Origin of the sequence: Georgenia phoenicis (genome assembly GCF_047302425.1) — a bacterium.
GTDB lineage: Bacteria > Actinomycetota > Actinomycetes > Actinomycetales > Actinomycetaceae > Oceanitalea.
Genome location: NZ_CP154855.1, coordinates 2,595,114 through 2,621,539, shown reverse-complemented (window position 1 = coordinate 2,621,539; position 26,426 = coordinate 2,595,114). Strand labels below are relative to the sequence as shown.

The window sequence follows — 26,426 nt, the reverse complement described above, 5'->3', positions numbered from 1 at the left end:
CCGGCCCGGCGCCCGTGGGACGATGCCGAGATGCGCCTCTTCGCCGCGCTGCGCCCTCCGGCCGAGGTCCTCGACCACCTCGAGCAGGCGCTGCACACCGTCTCACCGCCCTGGCTCGGCGCCGGTCCGCCGCCGCTGCGGTGGGTCGCGCCGGAGCAGCGGCACGTGACGCTCGCCTTCTACGGCGAGGTTCCCGACGGCGCGCTGGAGGATCTCGCGGGTACGCTCACCGCCGTCGCTGGTGAGTACGACCCGCTCCGGCTGCAGCTCGCCGGCGCCGGAATCTTCTCCCGCGCGACCCTGTGGGTCGGGGTCCGTGCCCTCGACGACGAGGCGGCGCTCGTCCGCCTCATGGCCGACTGCGGTGCCGCGGCCGAGGGCGTCTCCCATCACGAGCCGCGCGACCGCAACCGGGCCCACCTCACCGTCGCCCGGCTCAGTGCTCGCCAGCACCGCGAGGACGCGGACCGGCGACGGCGGTCCCGGCGCGGTGAGCCCCCGCGGGCGCCGTCGGTCGACCTTCCCGCGCTCGCCCACGCGCTGTCCGTCTACCGCGGGCCCGAGTGGGAGGCCGGGGAGATCGAGCTCGTCCGGTCCCAGCTCGGTGCGGGCCGGGGTGGTGGTCCTCAGCACGAGGTCGTCGCCACGCTCCGGCTCGGGCGGTAACTGTGCTCTCGGCGGCAACTGTGCTGTCGGCGGTAACTGTGCTCTCGGCGGTAACTGTGCTGTCGGCGGTAACTGTGCTGTCGGCGGTAAGTGTGCTGTCGGCGGGAAGTGGGCGTGTGGGAGGATTGGGCCATGCGCGGTGGTCGTCGATTTAGTGGGCCCGTTCGGGTCCTGCGCTGACACGCGCGCGCAGCCCGAGCGGGCAGCACGACTACAGTCCTGTGCTGGATGCCGACAGGCACGACGACGCTCGGAAGGTTCGCATGACCACCCCACCCCTGTCCCCGCTCGACGCCGACGGCGTCGCAGCAGCCGTCGAGGAGGCGCTGGCCGCCGTCGCGGCGGCGAGCACGCTGGAGGAGCTCAAGGCCGCGCGCCTGGCCCACACCGGTGACCACGCCGCGCTCACCCTCGCCAACCGCGAGATCGGCCGGCTGGAGCCGAAGGACAAGGCCACCGCCGGCAAGCTCCTCGGCCAGGCCCGCGGCCGCCTGCAGAAGGCGATCGCCGCCCGGCAGGCCGAGCTCGAGGTCGTGGAGGAGGAGCGCCGGCTGCGCGAGGAGCGCGTCGACGTCACCCTTCCGGTCGAGCGGCGCCCGCGAGGGGCCCGCCACCCGCTGGAGATCCTCCATGAGGAGATCGGCGACTTCTTCACCGCCATGGGCTGGGACATCGCCGAGGGCCCCGAGGTCGAGCACGAGTGGCTGAACTTCGACGCCCTCAACCACGGCCCGGACCACCCCGCGCGGCAGATGGCCGACACCTTCTACGTCCAGGGCACGTCCGAGCAGGACACCCCCGGTCTCGTGCTGCGCACCCACACCTCCCCGGTGCAGGCGCGCACCATGCTCAGCCGCGAGCTGCCCATCTACATCGCCTGCCCGGGCAAGACCTTCCGCAACGACGCCCTGGACGCCACCCACACCCCGGTCTTCCACCAGGTCGAGGGTCTGGCCGTGGACAAGGGCCTGACGATGGCCCACCTCAAGGGCACGCTGGACCACTTCGCCCGCGCGATGTTCGGCCCCGAGGCCCGCACCCGCCTACGCCCGAGCTTCTTCCCCTTCACGGAGCCCAGCGCCGAGATGGACCTGTGGTTCCCGCAGAAGAAGGGCGGCCCCGGCTGGATCGAGTGGGGCGGCTGCGGGATGGTCAACCCCCAGGTGCTCATCGCCGCCGGCATCGACCCGGACGTCTACACCGGCTTCGCCTTCGGCCTGGGGACCGAGCGCACGCTCATGTTCCGTCACGGCATCGCTGACATGCACGACATCGTCGAGGGCGACGTCCGTTTCTCCCTCCAGTTCGGCACCACCGGAAAGGGGCACTGACATGCCGTACGTCCCGCTGACCTGGCTCGCCGACCACGTCGCCGTGCCCGAGGGCACCACCGCCGCCGACCTCGCCGCCGATCTCGTGCGCGTGGGGCTGGAGGAGGAGGAGATCATCCCGCCCGCCGTCACCGGCCCGCTGGTCGTCGGCCGCGTGCTCTCGATCGAGACCGAGGAGCACAAGAACGGCAAGGCGATCAACTACTGCCGCGTCGACGTCGGCCCCGAGCACAACGACGCCCCCGGCGAGGGGAAGGAGCCCGCGGACGTCCCCTCCCGGGGCATCGTCTGCGGCGCCCACAACTTCACCGTCGGAGACGACGTCGTCGTCGCGCTGCCCGGCACCACGCTGCCCGGCGACTTCCACATCGCCGCCCGCAAGACCTACGGGCACACCTCCGACGGCATGATCTGCTCCGCGCGCGAGCTCGGCCTCGGTGAGGACCACGACGGCATCATCGTGCTGGGCCAGTTCCTCCCCGACGTCCCGACGCCGGAGCCCGGCACCGACGCGATCGCGCTCCTCGGCCTGGGCGCGGAGATTCTCGAGATCAACGTGACCCCCGACCGCGGCTACTGCTTCGCCATGCGCGGCGTCGCCCGCGAGTACTCCCACGCGACCGGGGCGGCCTTCACCGACCCCGGCCTGCCAGAGAACCTGCCCGCCGGCCCGCCACCGGCCGCCACCGAGGACGGCTTCGCCGTCGAGGTCGACGACGCCGCGCCCCTGAGCGGGACCGTCGGCTGCGACCGCTTCGTCACCCGCATCGTCCGCGGCATCGACCCGTCGGCGCCCTCGCCGTCGTGGCTCACCGAGCGTCTCGTCCAGGCGGGCATGCGCCCGATCTCGCTGGCCGTCGACGTGACGAACTACGTCATGCTCGACCTCGGCCAGCCGCTGCACGCCTACGACCTCGCCACCGTGAGCGCGCCGATCGTCGTGCGCCGCGCCGCCGCGGGGGAGGAGCTCACCACCCTCGACGACGTGCGCCGCACCCTGCACCCCGAGGACCTCCTCATCACCGACTCGCCCGACGGCGCCCGCGGCAGCCGGGTCCTCGGCCTCGCCGGCGTCATGGGCGGGGCGGAGACCGAGGTGGGCACGAGCACCACCGACGTCCTCATCGAGGCCGCGCACTTCCACCCCGTCTCCGTCGCCCGCACCGCCCGCCGGCACAAGCTGCCCAGCGAGGCCGCCAAGCGCTTCGAGCGCGGCGTCGACCCGCAGCTGCAGGCCGTGGCCGCCCAGCGCGCCGTCGACCTCCTCGTCGAGTACGGCGGCGGCACGGCGGACCCGGCGGTCAGCGACCTCGACACCACCTCGCGTCCCGCGCCCGTGCGGATGCGGCTGGACGAGCCGCGCCGCCTCACCGGCGTCGACTACCCGGCCGAGCAGGTCGTCGAGCTCCTCACCCGGATCGGTGCGAGCGTCAGCGAGCCCGACGCCGACGGCGTCCTCACCGTGACCCCGCCGAGCTGGCGGCCCGACCTCGTGGGCCCGGCCCACCTCGTCGAGGAGGTCGCCCGCCTCGCGGGCTACGACGCGATCCCCTCGCTGCTGCCCGCCGCCCCGGCCGGCCGCGGTCTCACCCCGGGCCAGCGGCACCGCCGCGACGTCGCCCGCGCCCTGGCCGACTACGGGCTCGTCGAGGTGCTGTCCTACCCGTTCATCGGGGACAGCCACGACCGCCAGCAGCTCCCGGCGGACGACGAGCGCCGCCTGACCCTGCGCCTGGCCAACCCGATGGCCGAGGACGCGCCGGCGATGCGCACCACCCTGCTCGACACGCTCCTCGACACCGCGCGCCGCAACGTCAGCCGCGGCCTCGAGGACACCCGCGTCTTCGAGCTCGGGCTCGTCACCCGCCCCGGCGGGGTCGGCGTCGCGTCCTCCCCGGGCGTGGACCGCCGCCCCTCGGAGGAGGAGATCGCGGCCCTGCACGACGCCGTCCCGCACCAGCCGCGGCACGTCGCCGGCGTCCTCACCGGCAAGGTCGTCCCCGACGGCGTGCGCGGCCCGGGCCGCAGCGCCGACTGGGCCGACGCCGTCGACGCCGTCCACGCGGTGGCCGGCGCGGTCGGGGTGAGCGTCGAGCTCGCCGCCGCCGAACGCGCCCCCTGGCACCCCGGCCAGTGCGCCGCGGTGTCCGCCGGTGGGCAGGTTGTCGGTTACGCCGGCCAGCTGCACCCGCGCGTCGTCGCCGCCTTCGACCTGCCCCCGGGTGCGGTCGCCTTCGAGCTCGACCTCGACGCCCTCACCGCGGCCGCCGGTGACCAGCCGGTCCAGCCCACGCCGGTGTCCACCTACCCGCCGGGCAAGGAGGACATCGCGCTCGTCGTCGACGACGCCGTGCCCGCCGCCCAGGTGCTCGACGTCGTCCGCGAGGGCGCCGGAGAGCTCGGTGAGGAGGTGCGCCTCTTCGACGTCTACACTGGCGAGCAGCTCGGTGAGGGGAAGAAGTCGCTGGCCTTCGCGCTGCGGCTGCGCGCCGCGGACCGCACGCTGACGGCGGAGGAGACCGCCGCGGTGCGCGAGCGGATCGTCGCGCTCGCCACCGAGCGGGTCGGGGCGGTGCTCCGTGGCTGAGGTCGCCGCCGCCCAGACGGCGCTCGTCACCGGGGCCTCCCGCGGCATCGGCCGTGAGCTCGCGATCGGCCTGGCCCGCGCGGGCCTGGACGTCGCCCTCCTCGCCCGCGACGAGCGGCTGCTGGAGTCGACGGCGGAGGAGGTTCGGGCGGCCGGGCGCCGCGCCGTCGTCCTCGCCGTCGACGTCACCGACGCCGCCGCCGTCCAGGAGGCGGTGCGCCGTGCGGGGGAGGAGCTCGGGTCGGTCGACCTGCTCGTCAACAACGCCGGGGTCATCGACGCCGAGGTGCCGCTGTGGGAGGCCGACCCGGAGCGGTGGTGGTCGGTCGTCGAGACCAATGTGCGCGGGCCCTTCCTCCTGGCCCACGCCGTCATGCCGGGGATGCTCGCCCGCGGCGGCGGCCGGGTCATCGACGTGAACTCCGGCTCCGGCACCCGCGACTTCGCCGAGGCCACCGCCTACACCGTGTCCAAGACGGCGCTGTTCCGCATCGGCGGGGCGCTGCACGAGGCCGGCTTCGAGCGGGGCCTGCGGGCCTTCGAGCTCGCGCCGGGGGTCGTGCGCACCGACATGACCGGCTCGATGCGCCTGCACGAGGGCCGCACCGAGTGGACCGACCCGGCCGACGTCGTCGCGCTCGTCGTCGCGATCGCCCGCGGAGAGCTGGACGCGCTGTCGGGCTGCTACGTCCGGGCCGGCACGGATACCCCGGAGTCGCTGCGCGAGCTCGTCGCGCGTGGCCTGTCCGGCGACGAGCGCCGCCTGCGCATCGTCTAGCAGCTCCGGGACGAACGTGAGGGGTTCGGGTCCGTGACGGACCCGAACCCCTCACGTTGCGTGTGCTCAGCGCGGCGTCGCGTCACCGTCCGCGGCGTGCCGCCCGTGCGTGCCGTCCTCGTCCGGGTGGGGACGGTCGGCCGCCTCGCGGGTGAGGTCGCGCTCCCCGTGGAGGTCGGGGTCGAGGGCGTCGGCGTCGGCGCGCTCACGCTCGACCTGCTGACGCACCTCCTCGGCGGCCTCGGTGCGCCGGCGTGCCTCCTGCTCGAGGCGGTCCGCCTCGACCCGGGCGCGCTGGGCCTCGGCCTGCTGCTGGAGGGCAGCGGCCTCCCGCTCCCGCGCCGTGATGTCCTGCTCCTCGGCGTGCGCCCGCAGGTCACGGGCGTGCTCACGGTTCTCCCGCTCGCGGCGGGCGCGCTCCTCCTGCTCGCGCTGCTTGCGCTTCTTGGAGGCCGAGAGCACGAGGGCGATGACGACCGCCAGCACGACGACTCCGATGACGATCCAGACCCAGGGTTCCATCTTGCGCTCCTGTTCGTAGAGGGTCCGCCCATCGAACTGGACTCCGGGCCGGTGCGCCTCCCGAGAGCCGGGGTAGGGCATGCCCCACCCCGAGGACGCCGGGTGGCCCCGCTGACCGGCGCGGCCGCGCCGGGAAGGCTGGAGCCATGACCACCACACCCCAGTCCACCGCCCCGGCCCACCCCGGCCGCCCCCTAGGATCGACCGGTGCCCCCGGCCGGCCGCACCGAGAAGAGGCAGAGATGACGGCGAGCTCCAGCCCGCGACGCTCCCTCTACCGCCGCGCCGCCCGCGAGAGCGGCTACCTCCTGCTCTCGCTGCCGATCGCCATCGTCGGCTTCGTCCTCTTCGTCGCGACGGTCTCCGCCGGACCGCCGCTGCTCGTCGCCTTCCTCCTCGGCCTCGTCGTCCTGGCCGCGGGCCTGGCGGGTGCCCAGGCCCTCGGCGACGTCGAGCGGCGCCGGCTCGCCGAGATCGGCTACCCGCTGCCCCCGGTGCGCCGCTTCGTCCGCCCGGACGGGCGCCTCCAGTGGGTGCTGGCCCGTCTCCGGCACGGCCAGGGGTGGCTCGACCTCCTCTTCCAGCTCCTCAACTTCCCCATCGCGCTGCTGAGCTTCGTCGTGACGATCACGTGGTGGGTGACCGGGGTCGGCTGCGTCCTCTACCCGCTGTGGGCGTGGGCGCTGCCGGACACCGGGAACGACCTCGCCGACGTCCTCGGCCTCAGCGTCCCCGTGGAGTACACGCTGTACGTCGTCGGTGGGGTGCTCCTGCTGCTCGCCGCCCCGTGGGTCGTGCGCGGCCTGGTCCAGCTGCACCACGCCTGGGCCCGGGTCACCCTCGCCGGCACCAGCCACACCGCCCTCGAGGAGCGGGTCACCGCGCTCACCGAGAGCCGGGCCGCCGTCGTCGGCGCGGAGGCCGAGACGCTGCGCCGCATCGAGCGCGACCTCCACGACGGCCCGCAGCAGCGCCTCGTGCGCCTGTCGATGGACCTCGAGGCCGCCCAGCGCCGCCTCGCCGACGGCGACAGCGAGGCCACCCGCGCCCTGCTCAGTGAGAGCCTCGAGCACGTCCAGGGCAGCCTCGCCGAGCTGCGCACCCTCTCGCGGGGCATCGCGCCGCCGATCCTCGTCGACCGCGGGCTCGCCGCCGCCATCGTCTCCGCCGCCGGGCAGAGCCCCCTGCCCGTCGAGACCGACATAGCCCTCGCCCCCGGCGAGCGGCTCGCCCCGGCCCGTGAGTCCGCCGCCTACTTCGTCGTCACCGAGGCGTTGACCAACGCGGCCAAGCACTCCGCCGCCACCCGCGTCGTCGTGCGGATCGGCACGGACGACGACGGCGTGCTGCGCGTCGTCGTCGCCGACGACGGCGTGGGCGGGGCGCACCCGGGCAAGGGGCACGGGCTGGCCGGGCTGCGCGACCGGCTCGCCGGCGTCGACGGCGAGCTTCACGTCGAGAGCGAGGACGGACGCGGGACCGTCGTGAGCGCGGTGATCCCGTAGCATCCGGCGCGTGCGTGTCGTGCTGGCCGAGGACTCGGTCCTGCTGCGTGAGGGCCTCGTCCGGCTCCTGGAGGAGGCGGGCTGCGAGGTCGTCGCGGCGGTCGGCGACGGCGAGGAGCTGGTCCGGGCGGCGCGCGAGCACCGCCCGGACGTCGCCGTCGTCGACGTGCGGATGCCGCCGTCGTTCACCGACGAGGGGCTGCGTGCGGCGCTCGCGGTCCGCGAGGAGCTGCCCGCCACGGCCGTGCTCGTCCTGTCGCAGTACGTCGAGGAGTCCTACGCCGGGGACCTGCTCGCCACGGGCGGGGGAGTGGGCTACCTCCTCAAGGACCGGGTGTCGGCGCTCGCGGAGCTGTCCGCGGCGCTGGAGCGGCTCGTCGCGGGCGGCACGGTGCTCGACCCGACCGTCGTGTCCCAGCTCTTCGCCGCCCGCCGCGCCCGACCGCTGGACCGGCTCACCCCGCGGGAGCGGGAGGTCCTTGCGCTCATGGCCGAGGGGCGGACCAACCCGGCGATCGCCCGCGAGCTCGTCGTCACGCCCAAGGCCGTGGAGAAGCACGTCTCGGCGATCTTCGACAAGCTCGACCTGCCGCCCTCGACCGACGACCACCGCCGCGTGCTCGCGGTGCTCCAGTGGCTGCGGGCGGAGGTACCTCGGTGAGGTTGTCACGGCTCGCTGGCAGGTGCCCCTAATGACCGCAAGAAAGTTCGGTTGCCGTCCGCACAAGTAGGAGTCTATTGCCGCTCGGCGAAATGGCTGCCCGGTACCAATATGAGGTCGCTCCTTTGAGCGGCGTTCAGATTGAGGAGGTGTGGCATCTCGGAATATATCAACTGAAGGAGCCTAAGGACCCAGCGGAGCGCATCGTCTCGGGCCTCTAAAACATCATTCTGACTTGCCTTTGATTGTTTCCCGTGCACTAAATCTGAGCGCATCCTGTACACGCGTTTCATGGATGTAAGCAGCTTGGCTGAATCATCTTCAGTGGACAGCAACTTGCACGAGGGTAGAACCGTGCGCATCTGCGTTTCCGGCGCGCCGCTGAAAATGCTCTCCCATGCAACCACTGCATCTACCAGGGCGTCGAGAGGATCGGACCTTGAAGCCAAGGCGCTGACGACGCGCCTGCGGCTCACTTCCAACGCGGCGGGTGTCTGAGAGATGAGCTGGTGCCAACGCTCAACGTCCCCGAAATCGGCGCTCGAGGTCGAACGCAACTGGCTCTGCCACTGCGACACGCCTCCCGTGTGAGGCGAATGCTCGCTTGGAGTTAGCGGACTGGCGACATTGAAGGCGGAAGCCGTCCATGCGGGCGGCGGGAAGATCGTGGCCGACAGTACTACAGCTTGCGCCACTGCGTCCCAGCGTTCTTGTAGTGTTGGCTGCGCTCTCTTGTCGGTGCCGTCGAAGGTAAATGCCTCGTCGGGAAGATTGCTTGGATCGCTGCTGTCTGGAAAGAACTTCGCTTGAGTGAAGTCATGTGTGACCCATACGAGACCTAGTTGCCCAAGTGTGGTCGTGAATAGATGGTGGTCAAGTTCGGTGGTCTGTCGGACGTAGCCGTCCCCTACTCTGATCCGATCCGGAGGAGAGGCGGCTCCGCGTCCGCCCTGCGATGCGGTCTCCAGTCGGCTCCCGACCGCACCGACGGCAGCGGGGACCTCCGTCCGTTCGCCACTTGTTAGGTCGAGGAAAGACTCGATGGCGGCCGGCGCATGTTCCCGCATGGCAGCTGCCGTCGGTACTTGACCGTGAATCAATGAATGAGAGACGCATGCCTGAAGTAGGCCTCTGGGGATGCTGGCTTCTTGAAGGCTTCGACCGCTCTGAGGGGTAGTGACGAGGCAGCCGCGCATGCCCCGTTCGCCCGGTGATGCTGCGAGGGCTTCGTAGAGAGGTGTTGCACGTTCTTCTGCCAGTAGCAGTTCGAGCAACGTCACGCTTTCTGGATCACCGGCTATACTCATGCTCCAGACCCCGCGATATGGGTTAGGGTTATTGATTAGTGCGACGATGTCTTCTTCGTACCTATTGATCAGACGTTGAAGATGCTGGGTGATCGCACTTGCTGACGGGTCGATGCCCTTGTCGACAGAATAGAGGTTCCCGCCACAATATTGACGCATGTGACGCAACATCGAGTCCCCGGCATTAGGTGCATAGCAGAAAATGTCCGACCTGCCGCGAAGAAGGTTAGGCTGGTCCGGATCGGGGACCATGCTGCCTCTCAGGAGGTGCTGGAGCACCTCGTGCCTAGCGGGGGACCAGCCTAGAGTCTTCAGCGGTTCGTCCGGGCCTGCGCCTAACGCGAAGCGTACGGCCCGACTGCCATACTCACGGCACACTAGCCCGAGCGCGAATGTCGGAACTTGCTCTCTCATGGAGCCAGTCTTGCGCAGATTTACCGGCCTGTCTCATTAATGACGACGCCCTTCGTATTCCGTTTGTGGCGAATCGTCTGTGTTGGCGCTTCGGTGAGGGGCGCGAGCCGCCGACCGAATGGAACTTGCGGCTCCTCGACGACCAACTGCATGGGGTTGGTTCCGCGAGGTGGTCCTCTACCTGTGGAGCCCGGCCAAAGTCCCTCGCGGACCGCAGGCAGGACGGCGACTGCGGAGGCGCGCGCATTCGGGTCGTCGCCGTTGACAAGTTCGACTTGCCGTCGTTCGCGGACGACCACCGCCGGGTGCTCGCGGTGCTCCAGTGGCTGCGGGCCCGATAAGGCCAGGACGTGACCGCATCGGGGCGTAGCGTCGGCCCATGGTGAGCGACCACGACATCGCGCGGTGGCGGCTGCGCACCCAGTACCTCACGGCCCCGGCGCCCGGTGCCGCGGCAGTGGTCGAGGGGCTGCTCGCCGTCCAGGCGGAGAACCGCCAGCAGGCGGGGTGGGCGGTGGCGTGCCGGACGGTCGACCCCCGGGCTGCCGAGCTCGACAGGCTGCTGGCCGAGGGCGCCGTCGTCCGCACCCACGTCCTGCGGCCGACGTGGCACTTCGTCACCGCGGACGACGTCGGATGGCTCCTCGAGCTCACCGCGCCGCGGGTGCGTCCCGTGGTCCTCCGGCAGCTCACCGAGCTGCACGGCTGGAGCTCCGCCGGGCTCGACCTCGCGGCCACCACGGTGTGCGAGGAGCTGGCGCAGCGCCCCGACCAGGACCGCGGGCAGCTCGCCGCTGCTCTCGCCGAGCGCGGGCTCGTCGCGTCCGGCCAGGTCATGATGCTGCTCCTGGGTCTCCTCGAGCTCGACCGGCTCGTGTGCAGCGGCCGGGAGCGCGACGGCGCCCACACCTACGCCCTCCTCGCCGAGCGGGTGGGGGAGCGACGGCGCCGAGGCCGCGACGAGGCGCTCGCCGAGCTCGCCCGGCGCTACGTCGTCGGCCACGGACCGGCCACCGAGCGCGACCTCGCCTACTGGGCCACCCTCACCCTCACCGACGCGCGCCGCGGTCTCGAGCACGCCCGTGAGCAGCTGGACACCTTCGCGCACGACGGCCGGACGTACTGGCACGCGCCGGGCGAGCCTCCGACCGGGCCGCAGGAGCCCGCCGGCCACCTGCTCCAGCTGGTCGACGAGACCTACCGGGGCTACCAGGACAGCCGCATGGTGCTCGACGTCGCGGGCGTCGTCCCGCGCGGGCGGGAGACGGCGATCGGCATCGCGCTCGTCGACGCCCAGCTCGTCGGCAGCATGCGGCGCACGGTCGGCACCCGCGTCCGCTTCGACGTCGTGCCCTACCGGCCGCTCACGGCGAGCGACGAGGCGGCCCTCGAGGACGCGGCCGCGCGCTACGGCGCGTTCCTCGGCCGGGAGCACGAGCTGCGGGTGCATCGGTAGAACCGGACGAAAGTCCCTCGATCCAGCCCGCCGGGCGGAGCAGGGTGGAGGCATGCGCATCCTCGTCGTCGCCGCATCCAAGCACTCCTCGACCGCCGAGGTCGCCGACGCGATCGGCGCCCAGCTCGAGTCCCTCGGCCACGCCGTGCGGAGGGAACCGCTCGAGAGCGCCGAGATCGGTGACGCCGAGGTCGTGGTCCTCGGCTCCGCCGTCTACATGTCGCGGTGGATGGCCCCGGCCCGCGAGTTCGCCGAGCGCAACGCCGCGGCGCTCGCGGCCGCGCCCACGTGGGTCTTCTCCGTGGGACTGGCCGGTGCCGAGGCCGACGACCCGCTCCGCATCGAGGCGAAGGTGCTCGAGGGCGTCGACCCCGTAGGCGCCACCGTCTTCAACGGCCGCATCGACTCCTCGGTGCTCTCCCTGCGCGAGCGCTCGGTCACCCGCCTCACCAAGGCGCCCGAGGGCGACCTGCGCGACTGGGACGCCATCCGGGCCTGGGCCCGCAGCATCGACGCCGACCTCCGCGAGCACCTGGGCGCCGGCGCCCGCTGAGGCAGGCGCCCGCCCCTCACAGCGTCACCCACCCGCGTGTGCGAACTTCCTAACGCACGGTTCACCGCCCGCGCCGCCTGACGAAACACGGCCTCCCTAGCGTCTGCCCGGTACCGACCGGAACGACGAGGGGGAGCCGCGATGTCCGCACCCACGAAGCCACCCGCTGGCGAGCGGTCAGCGCCGCGCGACACGCCCGCCCGCCCCGCGGCGCCCGCCGCCCGCCGCTCCGGGCGGTGGATCGACCACTGGGACCCCGAGGACCCGACCTTCTGGCGCGACGGCGGACGCCGGGTCGCCTTCCGCAACCTGTGGATCTCGATCCTCGCCGAGTTCCTCGGCTTCGCCGTCTGGGCGCTGTGGTCGATCGTCGTGCCCCAGCTCCCGGCCGCGGGCTTCGCGCTGACCGTCGACCAGCAGTTCTGGCTCGTCGCCGTGCCGAGCCTCGTCGGCGCCACGCTGCGCATCCCCTACACCTTCGCCGTGCCGCTGTTCGGCGGCCGCAACTGGACGGTCGTCTCCGCGCTCCTCCTCCTGCTGCCAACAGTGGCCCTCGCCGTCGTCGTCCAGCGGCCCGACACCGGCTTCGGCGTCCTCCTGGCCGTCGCGGCGCTCGCGGGCCTCGGCGGCGGCAACTTCGCCTCCTCGATGGCCAACATCTCCTTCTTCTTCCCCGAGCGGGAGAAGGGCAAGGCGCTGGGCCTCAACGCGGCGGGCGGGAACCTCGGGACGGCCGCGGTCCAGCTCGCGGTGCCCGTGGTCATCACCGTCGGTGCGGGCGTCTCGCTGGAGCGAGCGGGCCTCATGATGGTGCCCCTCGTCCTCCTCGCCGCGGTCCTCGCCTGGCGCGGCATGGACAACCTCACGACGGCGCGGGCCGACCCCCGGTCCTTCGCAGCGGCCGCGCGCTGCCGGCACACGTGGATCGTCTCCTTCCTCTACATCGGCACCTTCGGCTCGTTCATCGGCTACGCCGGGGCGTTCCCGATGCTCCTGGGCAGCCAGTTCCCCGGGGCAGGCGTCTCCGTCGCCTTCCTCGGCGCGCTCGTCGGCTCGGTGAGCCGTCCGCTCGGCGGCGTGGTCGCCGACCGTGTCGGTGGCACCCGGGTGACGATCGCCGCCTACGTCACGATGGCGGCCGGGGCCGTCGGGGCGATCCAGGCGCTCGAGCGGGACAGCTTCGGGCTCTTCCTCGGCTCCTTCCTCGTCCTGTTCGTCGCCACCGGGATCGGCAACGGCTCGACCTACCGGATGATCCCCGCGATCTTCCGGGCCGCGGCCGACGGCGACGACGCCGCGGCCCGGGCCCGCGCCCAGCGGGCGGCCGCCGGCTGCATCGGCATCGCCGGGGCAGTGGGTGCCTTCGGCGGCTTCCTCATCCCCCGCGGCTTCGCCGCCTCGACCGGCCTTGCCGGCTCGCTCGTACCGGCGCTGTGGACCTTCGTCGCCGTCTACGCCGTCATGGCGCTCGTCGCGTGGTCCGTCTACGGCCGCAGGGGCGCGGCCCTCGCCTCCGCGCGCATCTGAGGGGACGCCCATGACGACGACGACCGCCACGCCGGCCACGCCCACTGCGCCGGCCTCCGCCGCAGCGACCCACTGCCCGTACTGCGCGCTCCAGTGCGCCATGACGCTCACGGCCGAGCCCGGCCGCCCCGTGGACGTCACGCCGCGGCAGTTCCCCACCAACCGGGGCGGACTGTGCCAGAAGGGCTGGACGAGCGCGGCGGTGCTCCGCGCCCCCGACCGCCTGACGACGCCCCTGCTGCGGGGCGCCGACGGCGAGCTCCACCCGGCGAGCTGGGACGAGGCCCTCGACGTCGTCGCCCGCTCGGTGGCGAGCATCCAGGAGACCCACGGCCGCGACGCGGTGGCCGTCTTCGGCGGCGGCGGCCTCACCAACGAGAAGGCCTACACGCTGGGCAAGTTCGCCCGGACCGTGCTGCGCACCGCGAACATCGACTACAACGGCCGGTTCTGCATGGCCTCTGCTGCTGCCGGGGCGAACCGGGCGTTCGGCGTCGACCGCGGGCTGCCCTTCCCGCTCAGCGACCTCGCCGGCGCCGACGCCGTCCTCCTGCTCGGCTCCAACCTCGCCGAGACCATGCCGCCGTCGGTGCAGCACCTCGCCGGTGTGCGCTCGCGCGGCGGGCTCGTCGTCGTCGACCCGCGGCGCGGCGCCACGGCGGCGCTCACGGGTGAGCCGGGAGCCGAGGACGCCGGCGTGCACCTGCAGCCGGTCCCCGGCACGGACCTCGTCGTGCTCCTCGCGCTGCTGCACGTCGTCATCGCCGAGGGGCTCCTCGACATGGAGTTCGTGACGGCGCGCACCACCGGCTTCGGTGACGTGCGGCGCTCCGTGGCCGCGTGGTGGCCCGAGCGGGCGGAGACGGTGTGCGGCGTGCCCGCCGGCCGCCTGCGCCAGGTCGCGCGGCTCCTCGCCGCGGCGTCGCCCGCCCGGGGCGGCGCGGGCGCCTACGTGCTCACCGGCCGCGGCGTCGAGCAGTCGACGCAGGGCACGGCGACCGTGACCGCCGCGATCAACCTGGCCCTCGCGCTCGGCCTCCCCGGGCGCGAGGGGTCGGGCTACGGCGCGATCACCGGCCAGGGCAACGGGCAGGGTGGGCGTGAGCACGGCCAGAAAGCCGACCAGCTCCCCGGCTACCGGAGGATCGACGATCCCGCCGCGCGCGCCCACGTCGCCGCGGTCTGGGGCGTCGACCCCGCCTCGATCCCGGGCCCCGGCCGCCCCGCCGTCGAGCTCCTGCGCTCCCTCGGCGCGCACGAGGCCGGACGGACCTACGCGGAGGACGGCCGCCCGCGGGCGCTGCTCGTCCACGGCTCGAACGTCGTCGTCAGTGCGCCAGACGCGGGCCGGGTGGAGGCGAACCTGCGGGCGCTCGACCTGCTCGTCGTGTGCGACATCGTGCCCTCCGAGACCGCCCTGCTCGCCGACGTCGTCCTGCCGGTCACCCAGTGGGCCGAGGAGGAGGGGACCATGACCTCGCTCGAAGGGCGCGTCATCCGGCGGCGCCAGGTGACGCAGCCGCCGCCGGGGGAGGCGCGCTCTGAGCTGTGGGTCCTCGCCGAGCTCGCCCGCCGCCTCGGCTCCCCCGTCGCGTTCCCCACCGAGCCTGCCGCCGTGTTCGACGAGCTCGCGCGCGCGTCCGCGGGTGGCCCCGCCGACTACTCCGGCCTCAGCCACGCCCGGCTCGACGCGGACGAGGCAGCCGGCGGCCCGGGCCTCTTCTGGCCCGTCCCCGCGACCGACGACGCGCCCTATCCCGGCACGCCGCGCCTCTTCCTCGACCGGTTCCCGACGCCGGACGGGCGCGCGCGCATGGTCGCCGTCGACCACGTCGGCCCGAGCGACGACGTCCGCGCCGATGCCCCGGTGTACCTCGTCACCGGCCGCGTGCTGCAGCACTACCAGTCGGGCGCGCAGACCCGTCGGGTGCCCGAGCTCGACCGTGCGGTGGCCGCGCCGTTCGTCGAGCTGCACCCGGTGCTCGGCGTCCGCCTCGGGATCGCCGACGGGGATCGGGTGCGGCTGACCTCGCGCCGCGGCCACGTCGAGGCCGCGGCCCGCTGGACCGACCGCATCCGCCCCGACACGGTGTTCATGCCCTTCCACTGGGGCGGTGCCGGCAGCGTCAACCGGGTGACGACCGACGCGACCGACCCGGTCTCCGGCATGCCCGAGTTCAAGGTGTGCGCGGTGGACGTGCGCAGCGCGGAGGTGGTCGCATGAGGCGCGTCGTTGTCGTCGGCAACGGCATGGTCGGCTCCCGGTTCGCGAGCGACCTCGTCGCGCGGCTGAGCGACGACGAGGCGGGCGCAGCCGAGATCACCGTGCTCGGCGCCGAGGAGTACGAGCCCTACAACCGAGTCCTGCTCAGCGAGGTCGTCGCCGGGAAGGTCGAGCTCGCGGCGATCGGTCTGCCCGGCGCGGACGACGAGCGCGTGGCGGTGCGCCGCGGCACCGAGGCCATCGCCATCGACCGCTCCTCGCGGCGGGTCATCACCGCCGACGGCGCCTACCCCTACGACGCGGTCGTCCTCGCGACCGGCGCCGCGGCCCGCGTCCCCGACATCCGCGGCATCACCGACAGGGCGGGGGGCTTCCCGCGGGGCGTGCACGCCCTGCGCACGCTCGACGACGCACGCGGGATCGTCGCCGCCGCGGCCAACGCTCGGCACGCCGTCGTCATCGGCGCGGGTGTGCTCGGCCTCGAGGTGGCGTGCGGGCTGGCGCACCGCGGTGTCCCCGTAAGCGTCGTGCACGGCGGGGCGAGCCCGATGGACCGCCAGCTCGACACCGACGCCGGGCGCGTCGTCGAGGCGAGCCTGGCCCGCCTCGGGGTGCGCACGTGGACGAGGGCGCGCACCGAGCGGGTCCGCGTCGACCAGCACGGGCGGGCCTGCGGTGTCGAGGTCCACACGCCCGACGACCCGACGGCCGGGACCCGCGTCGTGGACGTCGGGGCCGACCTCGTCGTGCTCGCGTGCGGCACCGTCCCCGAGACAGGACTGGCGCGGGCCGCGAGGCTGAGGGTCGACCGGGGCGTGGTCGTGGGCGAGGACCTCGCCAGCCCGGACGACCCGCGCGTCTTCGCGATCGGCGACTGCGCACAGCCGCCCGAGGGCGGCACCGGCCTCATCGCGCAGGGGTGGGACCAGTCGCGGCGTCTCGCCGAGGCGCTCGCAGCGGTAGCCCGGCCGGACGAGGGCGCGACCGCGGGCCGCCTTTCCGGTCGCCCCGCGTCGGCGGGCGACGCGGACCGGCCCAGCATGGCGCTGCGGCTGGCGACGAGCGCCGTCGTGCGTCCGCACGACCCGCAACCTGGAGGGGCCGCGGGGAACCCACGCGTCACGGGCACCGACGTCGTCCGCGTCAAGGCGGCCGGCCTGGAGATCGTGACGATGGGGGCGTCGGGCCGGGAACCGGGCCACCGCTCGCTGACGCTGAGCGACCCGGCGTCCGGGCGATACGTCCGGGTCGTGGTCGCCGACGGGTTCCTCGTCGGGGCGACGTGCGTCGGTGCACCGGACGTGGGCGCCGACCTCACCGCGACGTACACCCGCCGCGTCCCCGTCCCGGCGGACCCGGCCCACCTGCTGCTGCGGCCGGTGGCACCCGCCCCGGTCCAGGCGGCGACCCCGACCCACATGCCCGACCGGACCACCGTGTGCCACTGCAACGGCGTGACCAAGGGCGACCTCGTCGCGTGCTGGCACGACGGGGCGCGGAGCGCCGACGAGCTCGCCCGGGGGACCCGCGCCACGACCGGGTGCGGCGGGTGCAGGGACGTGGTCTGCGGCATCGCGGACTGGCTGGCGGCAGCGGACCCGAGCGAGGACGTGATGCCCGGCAGCCCCGCCCTCTCACCGAGCCCGCAACGCTCGTGAAACAGCATTTACCTGCCCGCAACAAGCGCGGAACGGCCGGGAAACCACGGCTCCGTAGCGTCGTGAGTACCGTCCCGGACCCACACCCGAACCGGACGGGGCGAGGCTGACTCGCCCCACCACATGTCAGGAGATCGCCGTGACCGGACCCCAGACCGCTCCCGCCGGGCGCGACACCCGGCACCTCGTCGTCGTCGGCGGCGGCATGGTCGCCCAGCGGCTCGTCGAGGCGGTGCGCGACCGCGACCACGCCGGGACCTGGCGCATCACGGTGTTCGCCGAGGAGCCCCGCGCGCCGTACGACCGCGTCGCGCTCACGAGCTACTTCTCGGCCCGCAACCCCGAGGAACTGACGCTGGGCGACCCGGCGCTGTGGGACGACGAGCTCGTCACGCTTCACCACGACTGCGCCGTCACCGCGATCGACCGGGAGGCGCGCACGGTCACCGACCGCTTCGGCCGCGTCCACGGCTACGACGAGCTCGTGCTCGCCACCGGCTCCTCAGCCGCCAGGCCGCCGGTCCGTGGCACCGACCTGCCCGGCGTCTTCGTCTACCGCACCATCGATGACCTCGCCGCCCTCAGCTCCTGGGTCGAGCGGAAGCGGGTCACCACCAAGGCCGGGTGGGAGCGCCCCGTGCGAGGCGCCGTCATCGGCGGCGGGCTCCTCGGGCTCGAGGCGGCGGGAGCGCTCAAGGCGCTCGGTGCGCAGGCCACGGTGATCCAGTTCGGCACGCACCTCATGGACGCGCAGATCGACCTCGGCGGTGGGCAGGCGCTCAAGCGGCTCATCAACGACATGGGCATCGCCGTCCGCTGCGAGACCGCGACCAGCGCGATGGTGGCCTCCCGGCGCACCGGGGACGTCGGGCGGCTCGACTTCGCCGACGGCGGGCGCCTGGACGTCGACGTCGTCGTCCTCGCCACGGGCGTGCGGCCGCGTGACGAGCTCGTCCGCGCCAGCGGCCTGCCGGTGGGGGAGCGGGGCGGCGCCGTCGTCGACCTCGCGTGCCGGACCGAGGACGAGCACGTGTGGGCGGTCGGGGAGGTCGCGTGCATCGAGGGCCGGTGCATCGGTCTCGTCGCCCCCGGCTACGCCATGGCGGAGGTCGTCGCCGACCGCCTTCTTGGCGGGGAGGCGACGTTCCCCGGCGCCGACACCGCGACGAAGCTCAAGCTGCAGGGGGTCGACGTCGCGAGCTTCGGTGACGTCTTCGCGCGCACCGAGGGGGCGATGGAGCTCGTCCACGCCGACCCCGTCGCCGGCATCTACAAGAAGCTCGTCCTGTCCGACGACGCGCGCACCCTGCTCGGGGGCGTGTTCGTCGGCGACGCGAGCGCCTACGCGACGCTGCGCCCCATGCTCGGCGCGGAGCTGCCCGGTGACCCGGGCCTGTTCCTCCTGCCGCAGGGTGCCGGGACCGCCCCGGCACTCGAGCTGCCCGACGACGCGACCGTCTGCTCGTGCAACAACGTCAGCGCCGGCACGATCCGCGGCGCCGTCACCGAGCACGGCTGCACCGACGTCGCGGGCGTCAAGGCGTGCACGAGGGCCGGCACCTCCTGCGGCTCCTGCCTCCCGCTCGTCAAGAAGATCACGACGACGGAGCTCGAGCGGGCCGGCATCGAGGTCTCCACCGCGCTGTGCGAGCACTTCGAGCTCTCCCGCGCCCAGCTCTTCGACGCCGTCCGGGTCGCCGACCTCCACACCTTCAGCGAGATCATCGGGCGCTTCGGCGACGGCGGACGCGGCTGCGACATCTGCAAGCCCGTCGTCGCCTCGATCCTCGCCTCGCTCGGCAACGGCCACATCCTCGACGGCGAGCAGGCGGCGCTGCAGGACACCAACGACCACGTGCTGGCGAACATCCAGAAGGACGGCACCTACTCGGTCGTCCCGCGGATCCCCGGCGGGGAGATCACCCCGGACGGGCTGCTCGTCATCGGCCAGGTGGCCAAGGACTTCGGCTTGTACACGAAGATCACCGGCGGTCAGCGGATCGACATGTTCGGCGCTCGTATCGAGCAGCTCCCCGAGATCTGGCGCCGGCTGGTCGACCACGGCTTCGAGTCCGGCCACGCCTACGGCAAGTCGCTGCGCACGGTGAAGTCCTGCGTCGGGTCCACGTGGTGCCGCTTCGGCGTCCAGGACTCCGTGGGCATGGCGGTCGAGCTCGAGCTGCGCTACCGCGGCCTGCGCTCGCCGCACAAGCTCAAGCTCGGGGTGTCGGGCTGCGCGCGCGAGTGCGCCGAGGCACGCGGCAAGGACGTCGGCGTCATCGCGACCGACAAGGGCTGGAACGTGTACGTCGGCGGCAACGGCGGCTTCACCCCGCGGCACGCGCAGCTCCTCGCGGAGGACCTCACCTCCGAGGAGCTCCTTCGGACTATCGACCGGTTCCTCATGTACTACATCCGCACCGCCGACCGCCTGCAGCGCACCGCCGCCTGGGTCGCGGACTACGAGGGCGGCCTCGAGGCCATCCGCGAGGTGATCGTCGAGGACTCCCTCGGGATCGGCGCCGACCTCGACGCCGCCATGGCCCGGCACGTCGACGCCTACGAGGACGAGTGGAAGGCGGTGCTCGAGGACCCCGACAAGCTGCGCCGCTTCGGCTCGTTCGTCAACGCGCCCTCCGAGCCCGACCCCGACCTCGCCTACGTCGTCGAACGCGGCCAGATCCGCCCGGCGACGCCCGCCGACACCGCCACCGTCATCGCCGGCCCGACCCTGGAGGTACACAGATGAGCGCCCTGTCCCACGCCCAGCCCCTCGTCGACACCGCCTGGGAGCGGGTGTGCCGGCTCGAGGACCTGCTCGTCGAGCGCGGCGCAGCCGCCCTCGTCGGCGGCACGCAGGTCGCCCTGTTCCGGCTGCCCGACGACACGGTCCACGCGGTCCAGCAGCGCGACCCCTACTGCGGCGCCAACGTCATGTCCCGCGGGATCGTCGGGACGCGCGGCGGGGTCCCGACCGTCGCGAGCCCCATGTACAAGCAGGTGTTCGAGCTGTCCACCGGCCGCTGCCTCGACCCGGCCGGGCGCACACCGCTCGACGGCGACGGCGACCTGGTGACGTGGCCCGTCCTCGTGCGCGACGGCGTCGTCCACGTCGCGGCTCCCGAGCCGCCCGCGCGGGAGGTGGCGCGATGACGACGCTCCTCGGCATCGAGCTGGCGGGCCGGACGGTGCTCGTCGCCGGCGGTGGGCCTGTCGCCGCGCGGCGGGTGCGCGCCATGCTCGAGGACGGCGCGCTCGTCCGCCTCGTCGCGCCCCGGGTGTGCGCCGAGCTGGCGCAGCTCCTCCTCGACGACGGCGTCACCTGGCTCGCCCGCGAGGTCGCCGAGACCGACCTCGACGACGCGTGGCTGGTCCTGGCGGCCTCCGACGACGCGGCCGTCAACGAGGCGCTCGCCGGGTGGGCGGCGTCCCGCCGCACGTGGTGCGTCACCGCCACGCCCGGCGGCACGGCCCGCACCGCCGCGACCACGCGGACCGGCGATGTCATCGTCGGGGTCGTCACCGACTCGCGGTCGCCGGCGGGGGACGCGCCGGGCGCCGACCCGCGCCGTGTCGTGCACGACACCGTCGCCGAGCTGCTCCGCGGCGGCGGCATCGACGGACGACGACGGCGTCACCCCGGTCCCGGCTCCGTCGTCCTCGTCGGGGGAGGCCCGGGCGCCGTCGACCTGCTCACCGTGCGTGGCCGGCGAGCCCTCGCCGAGGCCGACGTCGTCGTCGTCGACCGCCTCGGCCCGGTCGAGGTGCTCGACGAGCTCGCCCCCGACGTCGAGGTCGTCTACGTCGGCAAGACGCCCGGGCACCACCCGGTCCCGCAGGAGGAGATCAACGCGATCCTCGTCGCCCAGGCGCGGCGCGGGCGGCGGGTCGTGCGGCTCAAGGGTGGGGACTCCTTCGTCTTCGGGCGCGGCGGGGAGGAGGTCGCCGCGTGCCAAGCGGCCGGGATCCCCGTCGAGGTCGTCCCCGGGGTCTCGAGCGCGCTCAGCGTGCCGGCGCTCGCCGGCATCCCGCTCACCCATCGCGGCACGGCCACCGCCTTCCACGTCGTCAGCGGCCACGACGGGCTCGACGAGGGTGCCCTCGTCTCCGTGCGAGACCGGGCGACGACGCTCGTCATCCTCATGGGTGTGGCCCAGCTGCCTCGTCTCACCGCCCAGCTCCAGGGCGCCGGCGCCGACCCCGACCTGCCGGTCGCCGTCGTCGAGAACGGCTCGACGCCGCGGCAGCGGGTCACCCGGACCGTGCTGCGCGACCTCGCGCGGCGCGCCGCCGAGGTCGGGGTCCGGTCACCGGCCGTCATCGTCGTCGGGGAGGTTGCCGCCGAGCAGCGGCTGTCACGGGAGGCCGAGCAGCGGCTGTCCCGGGAGCTGATCGCGTGAGCGTCGCGCCGCCCGCGCCCCTCGCCGCGGAGCACGCGCTGCGGCAGGTCATGGCCGGCTGCACCGTCCTCGTCACGGCCGACCGGCGCAAGGAGGAGCTGGCGGCCGCGCTCGCCCGCCGCGGCGCCGAGGTCCGGCACGCCCCGGCCCTGAGCATGATTCCCCACGTCGACGACGACCGGCTCCTCGCCGCCACGCGGGAGCTCATCGCCCGCCCGCCCGACACCGTGGTCGTGACGACGGGGATCGGCTTCCGGGCCTGGGTCGAGGCCGCGGACGCCCACGGGATCGCGGATGCGTTGGTCCAGGTCCTGGCGGGGGCACGGATTGTCGCCCGCGGTCCCAAGGCCAGGGGAGCGATCCAGGCGGCCGGCCTCACGGCGGACTGGGTGGCGGAGTCGGAGAGCTCTGCCGAGATCGCCGACCTTCTCCTCGGGGAGGGCGTACGGGGCCTGCGGATCGCGGTCCAGCACCACGGGGCCGGCGCCGACGGGCTCGACGCCGCGCTGACCGAGGCCGGGGCCGAGGTCGCCGCCCTCGTCGTGTACCGCTGGGGCCCTCCGCCGGACCCCGATGCGCTGCACACCTCGGTGCTGTCCGCGGCGGCCGGCGAGATCGACGCCGTCGTCTTCACGTCCGCGCCCGGCGCCGAGGCGTGGCTCAGCGCCGCCGAGGCCCACGGTGTCGGTGACGCGGTCCTCGCCCGCTTCCGCGACGGCGCGATGGTCGCTGCAGCAGTCGGTCCGGTGACCGCGCGGCCGCTGGAGCGGCGCGGCGTCACGCCGCTGCAGCCCGACCGGGGACGCCTCGGCGCCCTCGTCCGCAGCCTCGTCGCCCACTACGAGCACGCCGAGACCGTGGCGCTCGCGACCGTCGCGGGGCCGCTACAGATCCGCTCGCGCGTCGCCGTGCTCGACGGCGTCGTCCTCCCGCTCTCGCCGAGCTCTCTCGAGGTGCTCCGGCTCCTCGCCTCGCGGCACGGTGAGGTCGTCACTCGCGACGAGCTGCTCGCTGCTCTGCCCGGGGAGTCCAGCGACCCCCACGCCGCGGAGGTCGCCGTCGCCCGCCTGCGGGAGGCGGCCGGACGGCGCGACCTCGTGCGGACCGTCGTCAAGCGCGGCTACCGACTGGAGCTCACATGACCACCCACATCGCGGCCGCGCCTGCACCCGAGCGCTCACGGCCGGGAAGCGCCCCCGTGCTCATCGGGTGCTCGCACGGCACCAACGACCCCACCGGCCGGCAGGTCGTCCGCAGCATCCTCGACGACGTCCGCGCGGCGCGTCCCGGGTTGGACGTGCGGGAGGCCTTCGTGGACGTGCAGCAGCCCGAGGTGGCGGACGTCGTGACCTCGGTGGTGACGTCGGACAGGGGCTCGGGGGGTGCGGTGGTCGTGCCGCTGCTGCTCTCGGGCGGGTACCACGTCGAGGTGGACATCGCCGCGGCGGTCGCGGACCGTGACGGACCTGCCAGCCGGGCGGTGGCCACCCCGGCGCTTGGGCCTGACCATCGCCTCGTCGACCTCCTCGCGCACCGACTCGAGGAGGCCGGGGTGCGACCGCACGACGCCGTTGTGGTCGCCGCCGCCGGGTCGAGCCGCAGCGGCGCCGCCCGCGACGTCGAGAAGGTCGCCGCCGGGCTCCGCAAGCGGCACCCGGGGCCGGTCACTGTGGGTTACGGCGCCAAGGCACAACCCTCGGTGCCCGACGCCGTCACCGCAGCGCGTGCCGCCCTCGCCGGCGCGGCGCGCCCGGAGCAGCGGGACGGGGACGCGGCCGCGCCCCGGGTCGTGGTCGCCGCGTACCTGCTCGCGCCGGGGTACTTCTACGACCGTGTGCTGGAGGCCGGCGCCAACGTCGTCACGGCACCCCTGGGCGCGGACCCCCGGCTCACCTCAATCGTGCTCGACCGCTACGACGCCGCAGCCGCCGCCCTCGCTGCGGGAAAGTGAGCGCACCGCGTCGGCTACTCAAGTTGTCGGGCAACTGAGCGATCCAGTACAACGCGGGCCGTTGCCGGCCGCTACTGCGCGCACCGAACGCATGGGTGCCGTGATCGCCGTGCCGACCGCGTGCCCGCTTGTTCGAGGCCAACACGAGCGTTCGGACAGCTGCGCTGACCGATCGCTGGACGAGTTTCAAGGGACCGTCCCACGAGCACGAGCACGAGCACGAGCACGAGCACGAGCACGAGCACGAGCACGAGCACGAGCACGAGCACGAGCACGAGCACGAGCACGAGCGTGGGCTGGGGCAGGTCTTTAGCGGGCGTGGCCGTTGAGGCTTCCTCAACGGCCGGCGCGGTCGCTCCTGCGGCAGTCTCTGCCAAAGAGACGCGCGTCGAGGTCTCAGAACTTCGCGGCCCTTTGTAAAGTAAGCCAAACCGGACAACCATCGAACCCTCTCCGACGCCGCAGGCGCGTCCGCTGCAACGCATCGGATCAGCGCGAATGGCGAACCGGAACTGCGACAGGAAGCAGGGCCGCGGCTATGAGCGTGTGGACGTCGAGATCGGCTTCACCGAGGTCCACACTGACGACCACAGAGTAGGGCAGATCTTTGCCATACAACTCCCGTGCGTCTTCCCACCAGCCGAGCACGGGATAGACGGCAAGGAGTCGGCTGCCGGCGATGTCGGCGGCAGGCACAGATGTGTGGTCGTGCTGAAGCGTGCCGCGAGAACGCACGTCAGCTGGGATCCTCCACGGATAGGAGCCGGATCCAGGAGTGATCCCTTGATCGTGAACGACGCGGTTGATGCGAGCGCGAAATCCGTCGGCCGTTTCAGTCGGGCCTTGGAGGTCCCATCGGAGGCGTCCTCCCGCATACGCCCGTCGCGTCAGGTTGTCGGTCGGCTCCGCGAAGTACGAGAGAGTCACGGCGAGTTCGACATCGGATTCGCCGATCGCGTGCAGTTCATCTTCGGGAAATGGGATCTCGATGAAGTCGGCCCGTCGGTCGGGCTTCGTACCTGTGCGCTGACTTGGCTTCAGGGCGCCTTCGTAAATCATGACAGGTCGATTCGACGCACTCGCCATTGCGTGCTCGACCTTCGGAACGCCATACCCGAACGAGCGCAATAGATCGCGCTGATCGGGGAACTGGGCGACGGCGGCGTCGGGCCATCTAGCGGTGTGCACAAGCAAGGCTCGCCACGTCGCGGGCGAGAGGGAAGGGTGCGCTGACGCGATCTGGGCAAGGGCGTTCGATGCAGCCGCCGCAGCAGGACTCGTCTTGTAAGTCCTCCGCAGAAGGTTTCCCGACCCTCCACCGGTTGACCGGAGCGTCAGAATGCTAAGACCTTGGGCATCGGGGTTCTCCAGACCGCCGCCAGGGGCGGTATTGCCAGCCTCCATCACGATGTCTGGCTTGATCGGACTGTTCGCGACGGCGGCTGTGCGGCTATGAGGGGCTCATCCGAATCCAGGGTGTAGTCGAGGTCTGAATCCGCCGACCTCGAGGAGTGATCGGGCGATGTAGTTCGTGAGATTGCGGAAGCCGAGGGCGGACCCGCGTAGGTGCTCGAGGCGTCCGTTCATGGCTTCGGTGGGGCCGTTGGACGTGCCGGGGCGATCGAAGTAGGCCAGGACGTCGGCGGCGCGACGCTTGAGCGTGCGGCCGAGGGTGCGGAGCTCGGTCATGGGCGCCGGGACACCGCCGCTCAGGGAGTCGATCAGGCGGGTCATCAGGTCACGTGCTTTGGCCCGGTCGGGCTCGCGGTAGGCGGAGATCATGCGCTGGTAGACGGCCCAGGTGACCTCTACTTGGACGTGGTCCTCACCGGTGAACAGCGCCTCGATCCGCGTGGTCTGCTTCTGGGTGAGCAGGTCGGCGCCGGTGTGCAGGGTGCGGCGGGCGGCGTAGAGCGGGTCGCCTTTGCGGCCGCGGTGGCCATGGATGTCTTGCTGGACGCGGCGGCGGCACTGGTCCAGAGCGTCCCCGGCCAGGCGGACGACGTGGAAGGGGTCCATGACCGCGACGGCTTCAGGTAGCTCTTCGACGGTCGCCGTCTTGAACCCGGTGAAGCCGTCCATCGCGACGACTTCGACGCCGTCGCGCCAGGCCTGCGGGCGGTCGGCGAGCCAAGTCTTGAACGCCTGCTTGGAGCGGCCCTCAACCATGTCGAGCAGCCGGGAGGGGCCGGTCCCGTCGCGGATGCCGGTGAGGTCGATGATGACGGTGACGTACTTGTCCCCGCGGCGGGTGTGGCGCCACACGTGTTCGTCGACACCGATAGCCCTCACGCCGTCGAACCGGGTCGGGTCCTCGATCAGGACTCGGCGCCCTTCGGCCAGCACCGCGGCGTTGGCGGTGTCCCACGAGACCGCCAACGCCTCGGCGATGCGGGCCACGCTCAGGTGCTGGCACACGATGCCCTCCAGCGCCCACCGCAGAGCCCGGCGCGAGAGCTTGGCTCGCGGCTCGGCCGCCGCACCGGTGTCTTGGCGCCAGACATGTCCGCACCCGGTGCACCGGTAGCGGCGCACGGTGAGCAGCAGCGTCGTGGGCCGCCAACCCAGCGGCTCGTGCGCGAGCTCACGGGTGACGGTGTCACGCGCGACGCCCTCGCAGCCGCAGCGCCGGCACCACTCATCGGGCTCCACGACTCGGCATGCCAGGACCGCGCGATCCGGCTCGAGCCGCTGCCCGATGACTTCGAGGCCGAGCTCGTCCAGGCGTGCGAACGTGGTCAGGTCAGGGCGAGCGAAGGTAGCGTCAGACACGTCGAGGTCTTCCCGATGGGTTGGCGTAGGAACCCCCATCATCGGAAGACCTCGACCCCTACCCGGCCCCCGACACGCCACTTCGCGCTGGGCGCCCGGCCGACACCGCCTCTA

General features: G+C 73.0%; 19 protein-coding genes and 1 pseudogene. 16 read left to right on the top strand and 4 right to left on the bottom strand.

Features of this window, described 5'->3' with window-relative positions; genetic code table 11:
• The first annotated feature begins 30 nt into the window (after positions 1-30).
• The 4 genes from thpR to AA0005_RS12430 all read left to right on the top strand — a co-directional run bounded on the left by thpR (position 31) and on the right by AA0005_RS12430 (position 5,362).
• Positions 31-666, top strand: a complete 636-nt coding sequence (thpR, locus tag AA0005_RS12445) for an RNA 2',3'-cyclic phosphodiesterase (protein ID WP_413450488.1) — start codon at positions 31-33, stop codon at positions 664-666.
• 263 nt (positions 667-929) lie between these two features.
• A complete protein-coding gene (pheS, locus tag AA0005_RS12440) occupies positions 930-1,997 on the top strand; it encodes a phenylalanine--tRNA ligase subunit alpha (RefSeq protein WP_413450487.1) in 1,068 nt (355 codons plus the stop codon).
• 1 nt (position 1,998) lies between these two features.
• Entirely contained in the window at positions 1,999-4,584 is a 2,586-nt protein-coding gene (gene pheT / locus AA0005_RS12435; protein ID WP_413450486.1) for a phenylalanine--tRNA ligase subunit beta, read from the top strand.
• Positions 4,577-5,362 (top strand): SDR family NAD(P)-dependent oxidoreductase, encoded by a 786-nt coding sequence (locus tag AA0005_RS12430; RefSeq protein WP_413450485.1) that lies wholly within the window; start codon positions 4,577-4,579, stop codon positions 5,360-5,362. Before pheT ends, AA0005_RS12430 begins: the two co-directional genes overlap by 8 nt.
• 66 nt (positions 5,363-5,428) lie before the next feature.
• On the opposite strand, the gene AA0005_RS12425 is transcribed toward AA0005_RS12430, so the two are convergent.
• On the bottom strand, positions 5,429-5,884 hold the full coding sequence (locus AA0005_RS12425) for a hypothetical protein (RefSeq protein WP_413450484.1): 456 nt from the start codon (positions 5,882-5,884) through the stop codon (positions 5,429-5,431).
• Positions 5,885-6,126: 242 nt separating this feature from the next.
• Here AA0005_RS12425 and AA0005_RS12420 point away from each other — a divergent pair, with 242 nt between their 5' ends.
• Entirely contained in the window at positions 6,127-7,389 is a 1,263-nt protein-coding gene (locus AA0005_RS12420) for a sensor histidine kinase (RefSeq protein ID WP_413450483.1), read from the top strand.
• A 10-nt stretch (positions 7,390-7,399) separates the two neighbouring features.
• Entirely contained in the window at positions 7,400-8,050 is a 651-nt protein-coding gene (locus AA0005_RS12415; RefSeq protein ID WP_413450482.1) for a response regulator, read from the top strand.
• Between the two features lie 74 nt (positions 8,051-8,124).
• On the opposite strand, the gene AA0005_RS12410 is transcribed toward AA0005_RS12415, so the two are convergent.
• On the bottom strand, positions 8,125-9,609 hold the full coding sequence (locus AA0005_RS12410) for a hypothetical protein (protein ID WP_413450481.1): 1,485 nt from the start codon (positions 9,607-9,609) through the stop codon (positions 8,125-8,127).
• A gap of 541 nt (positions 9,610-10,150) precedes the next feature.
• Here AA0005_RS12410 and AA0005_RS12405 point away from each other — a divergent pair.
• From AA0005_RS12405 to AA0005_RS12360, 10 genes are all read left to right on the top strand, one after another.
• Entirely contained in the window at positions 10,151-11,227 is a 1,077-nt protein-coding gene (locus AA0005_RS12405; RefSeq protein ID WP_413450480.1) for a DNA glycosylase AlkZ-like family protein, read from the top strand.
• 52 nt (positions 11,228-11,279) lie between these two features.
• Positions 11,280-11,780, top strand: a complete 501-nt coding sequence (locus tag AA0005_RS12400; protein WP_413450479.1) for a flavodoxin domain-containing protein — start codon at positions 11,280-11,282, stop codon at positions 11,778-11,780.
• A 141-nt stretch (positions 11,781-11,921) separates the two neighbouring features.
• A complete protein-coding gene (locus AA0005_RS12395) occupies positions 11,922-13,307 on the top strand; it encodes an MFS transporter (protein WP_413450478.1) in 1,386 nt (461 codons plus the stop codon).
• Positions 13,308-13,317: 10 nt separating this feature from the next.
• The gene (locus AA0005_RS12390; RefSeq protein ID WP_413450477.1) at positions 13,318-15,531 is read left to right on the top strand and encodes a molybdopterin oxidoreductase family protein; all 2,214 of its coding nucleotides are present in this window, start codon (positions 13,318-13,320) and stop codon (positions 15,529-15,531) included.
• Positions 15,528-17,189 (top strand): FAD-dependent oxidoreductase, encoded by a 1,662-nt coding sequence (locus tag AA0005_RS12385; protein ID WP_413450476.1) that lies wholly within the window; start codon positions 15,528-15,530, stop codon positions 17,187-17,189. The genes AA0005_RS12390 and AA0005_RS12385 overlap by 4 nt, the downstream gene beginning before the upstream one ends.
• A 139-nt stretch (positions 17,190-17,328) precedes the next feature.
• Positions 17,329-19,938 (top strand): nitrite reductase large subunit NirB, encoded by a 2,610-nt coding sequence (nirB, locus tag AA0005_RS12380; protein ID WP_413450475.1) that lies wholly within the window; start codon positions 17,329-17,331, stop codon positions 19,936-19,938.
• Positions 19,935-20,342 (top strand): nitrite reductase small subunit NirD, encoded by a 408-nt coding sequence (gene nirD / locus AA0005_RS12375; protein WP_413450474.1) that lies wholly within the window; start codon positions 19,935-19,937, stop codon positions 20,340-20,342. Before nirB ends, nirD begins: the two co-directional genes overlap by 4 nt.
• Positions 20,339-21,589: a uroporphyrinogen-III C-methyltransferase gene (cobA, locus tag AA0005_RS12370; protein ID WP_413450473.1), complete on the top strand. Its 1,251-nt coding sequence runs from the start codon at positions 20,339-20,341 to the stop codon at positions 21,587-21,589. The genes nirD and cobA overlap by 4 nt, the downstream gene beginning before the upstream one ends.
• Positions 21,590-21,639: 50 nt before the next feature.
• Positions 21,640-22,731, top strand: a complete 1,092-nt coding sequence (locus AA0005_RS12365; protein WP_413453095.1) for a uroporphyrinogen-III synthase — start codon at positions 21,640-21,642, stop codon at positions 22,729-22,731.
• A complete protein-coding gene (locus tag AA0005_RS12360) occupies positions 22,728-23,540 on the top strand; it encodes a sirohydrochlorin chelatase (RefSeq protein WP_413450472.1) in 813 nt (270 codons plus the stop codon). The genes AA0005_RS12365 and AA0005_RS12360 overlap by 4 nt, the downstream gene beginning before the upstream one ends.
• A 489-nt stretch (positions 23,541-24,029) precedes the next feature.
• Here the strand turns inward: AA0005_RS12360 and AA0005_RS12355 are convergent.
• Positions 24,030-24,986: pseudogene (locus AA0005_RS12355) on the bottom strand (S8 family serine peptidase); the annotation flags it as partial.
• 15 nt (positions 24,987-25,001) lie between these two features.
• On the bottom strand, positions 25,002-26,312 hold the full coding sequence (locus tag AA0005_RS12350; RefSeq protein WP_110854004.1) for an ISL3 family transposase: 1,311 nt from the start codon (positions 26,310-26,312) through the stop codon (positions 25,002-25,004).
• Positions 26,313-26,426 lie beyond the last annotated feature (114 nt).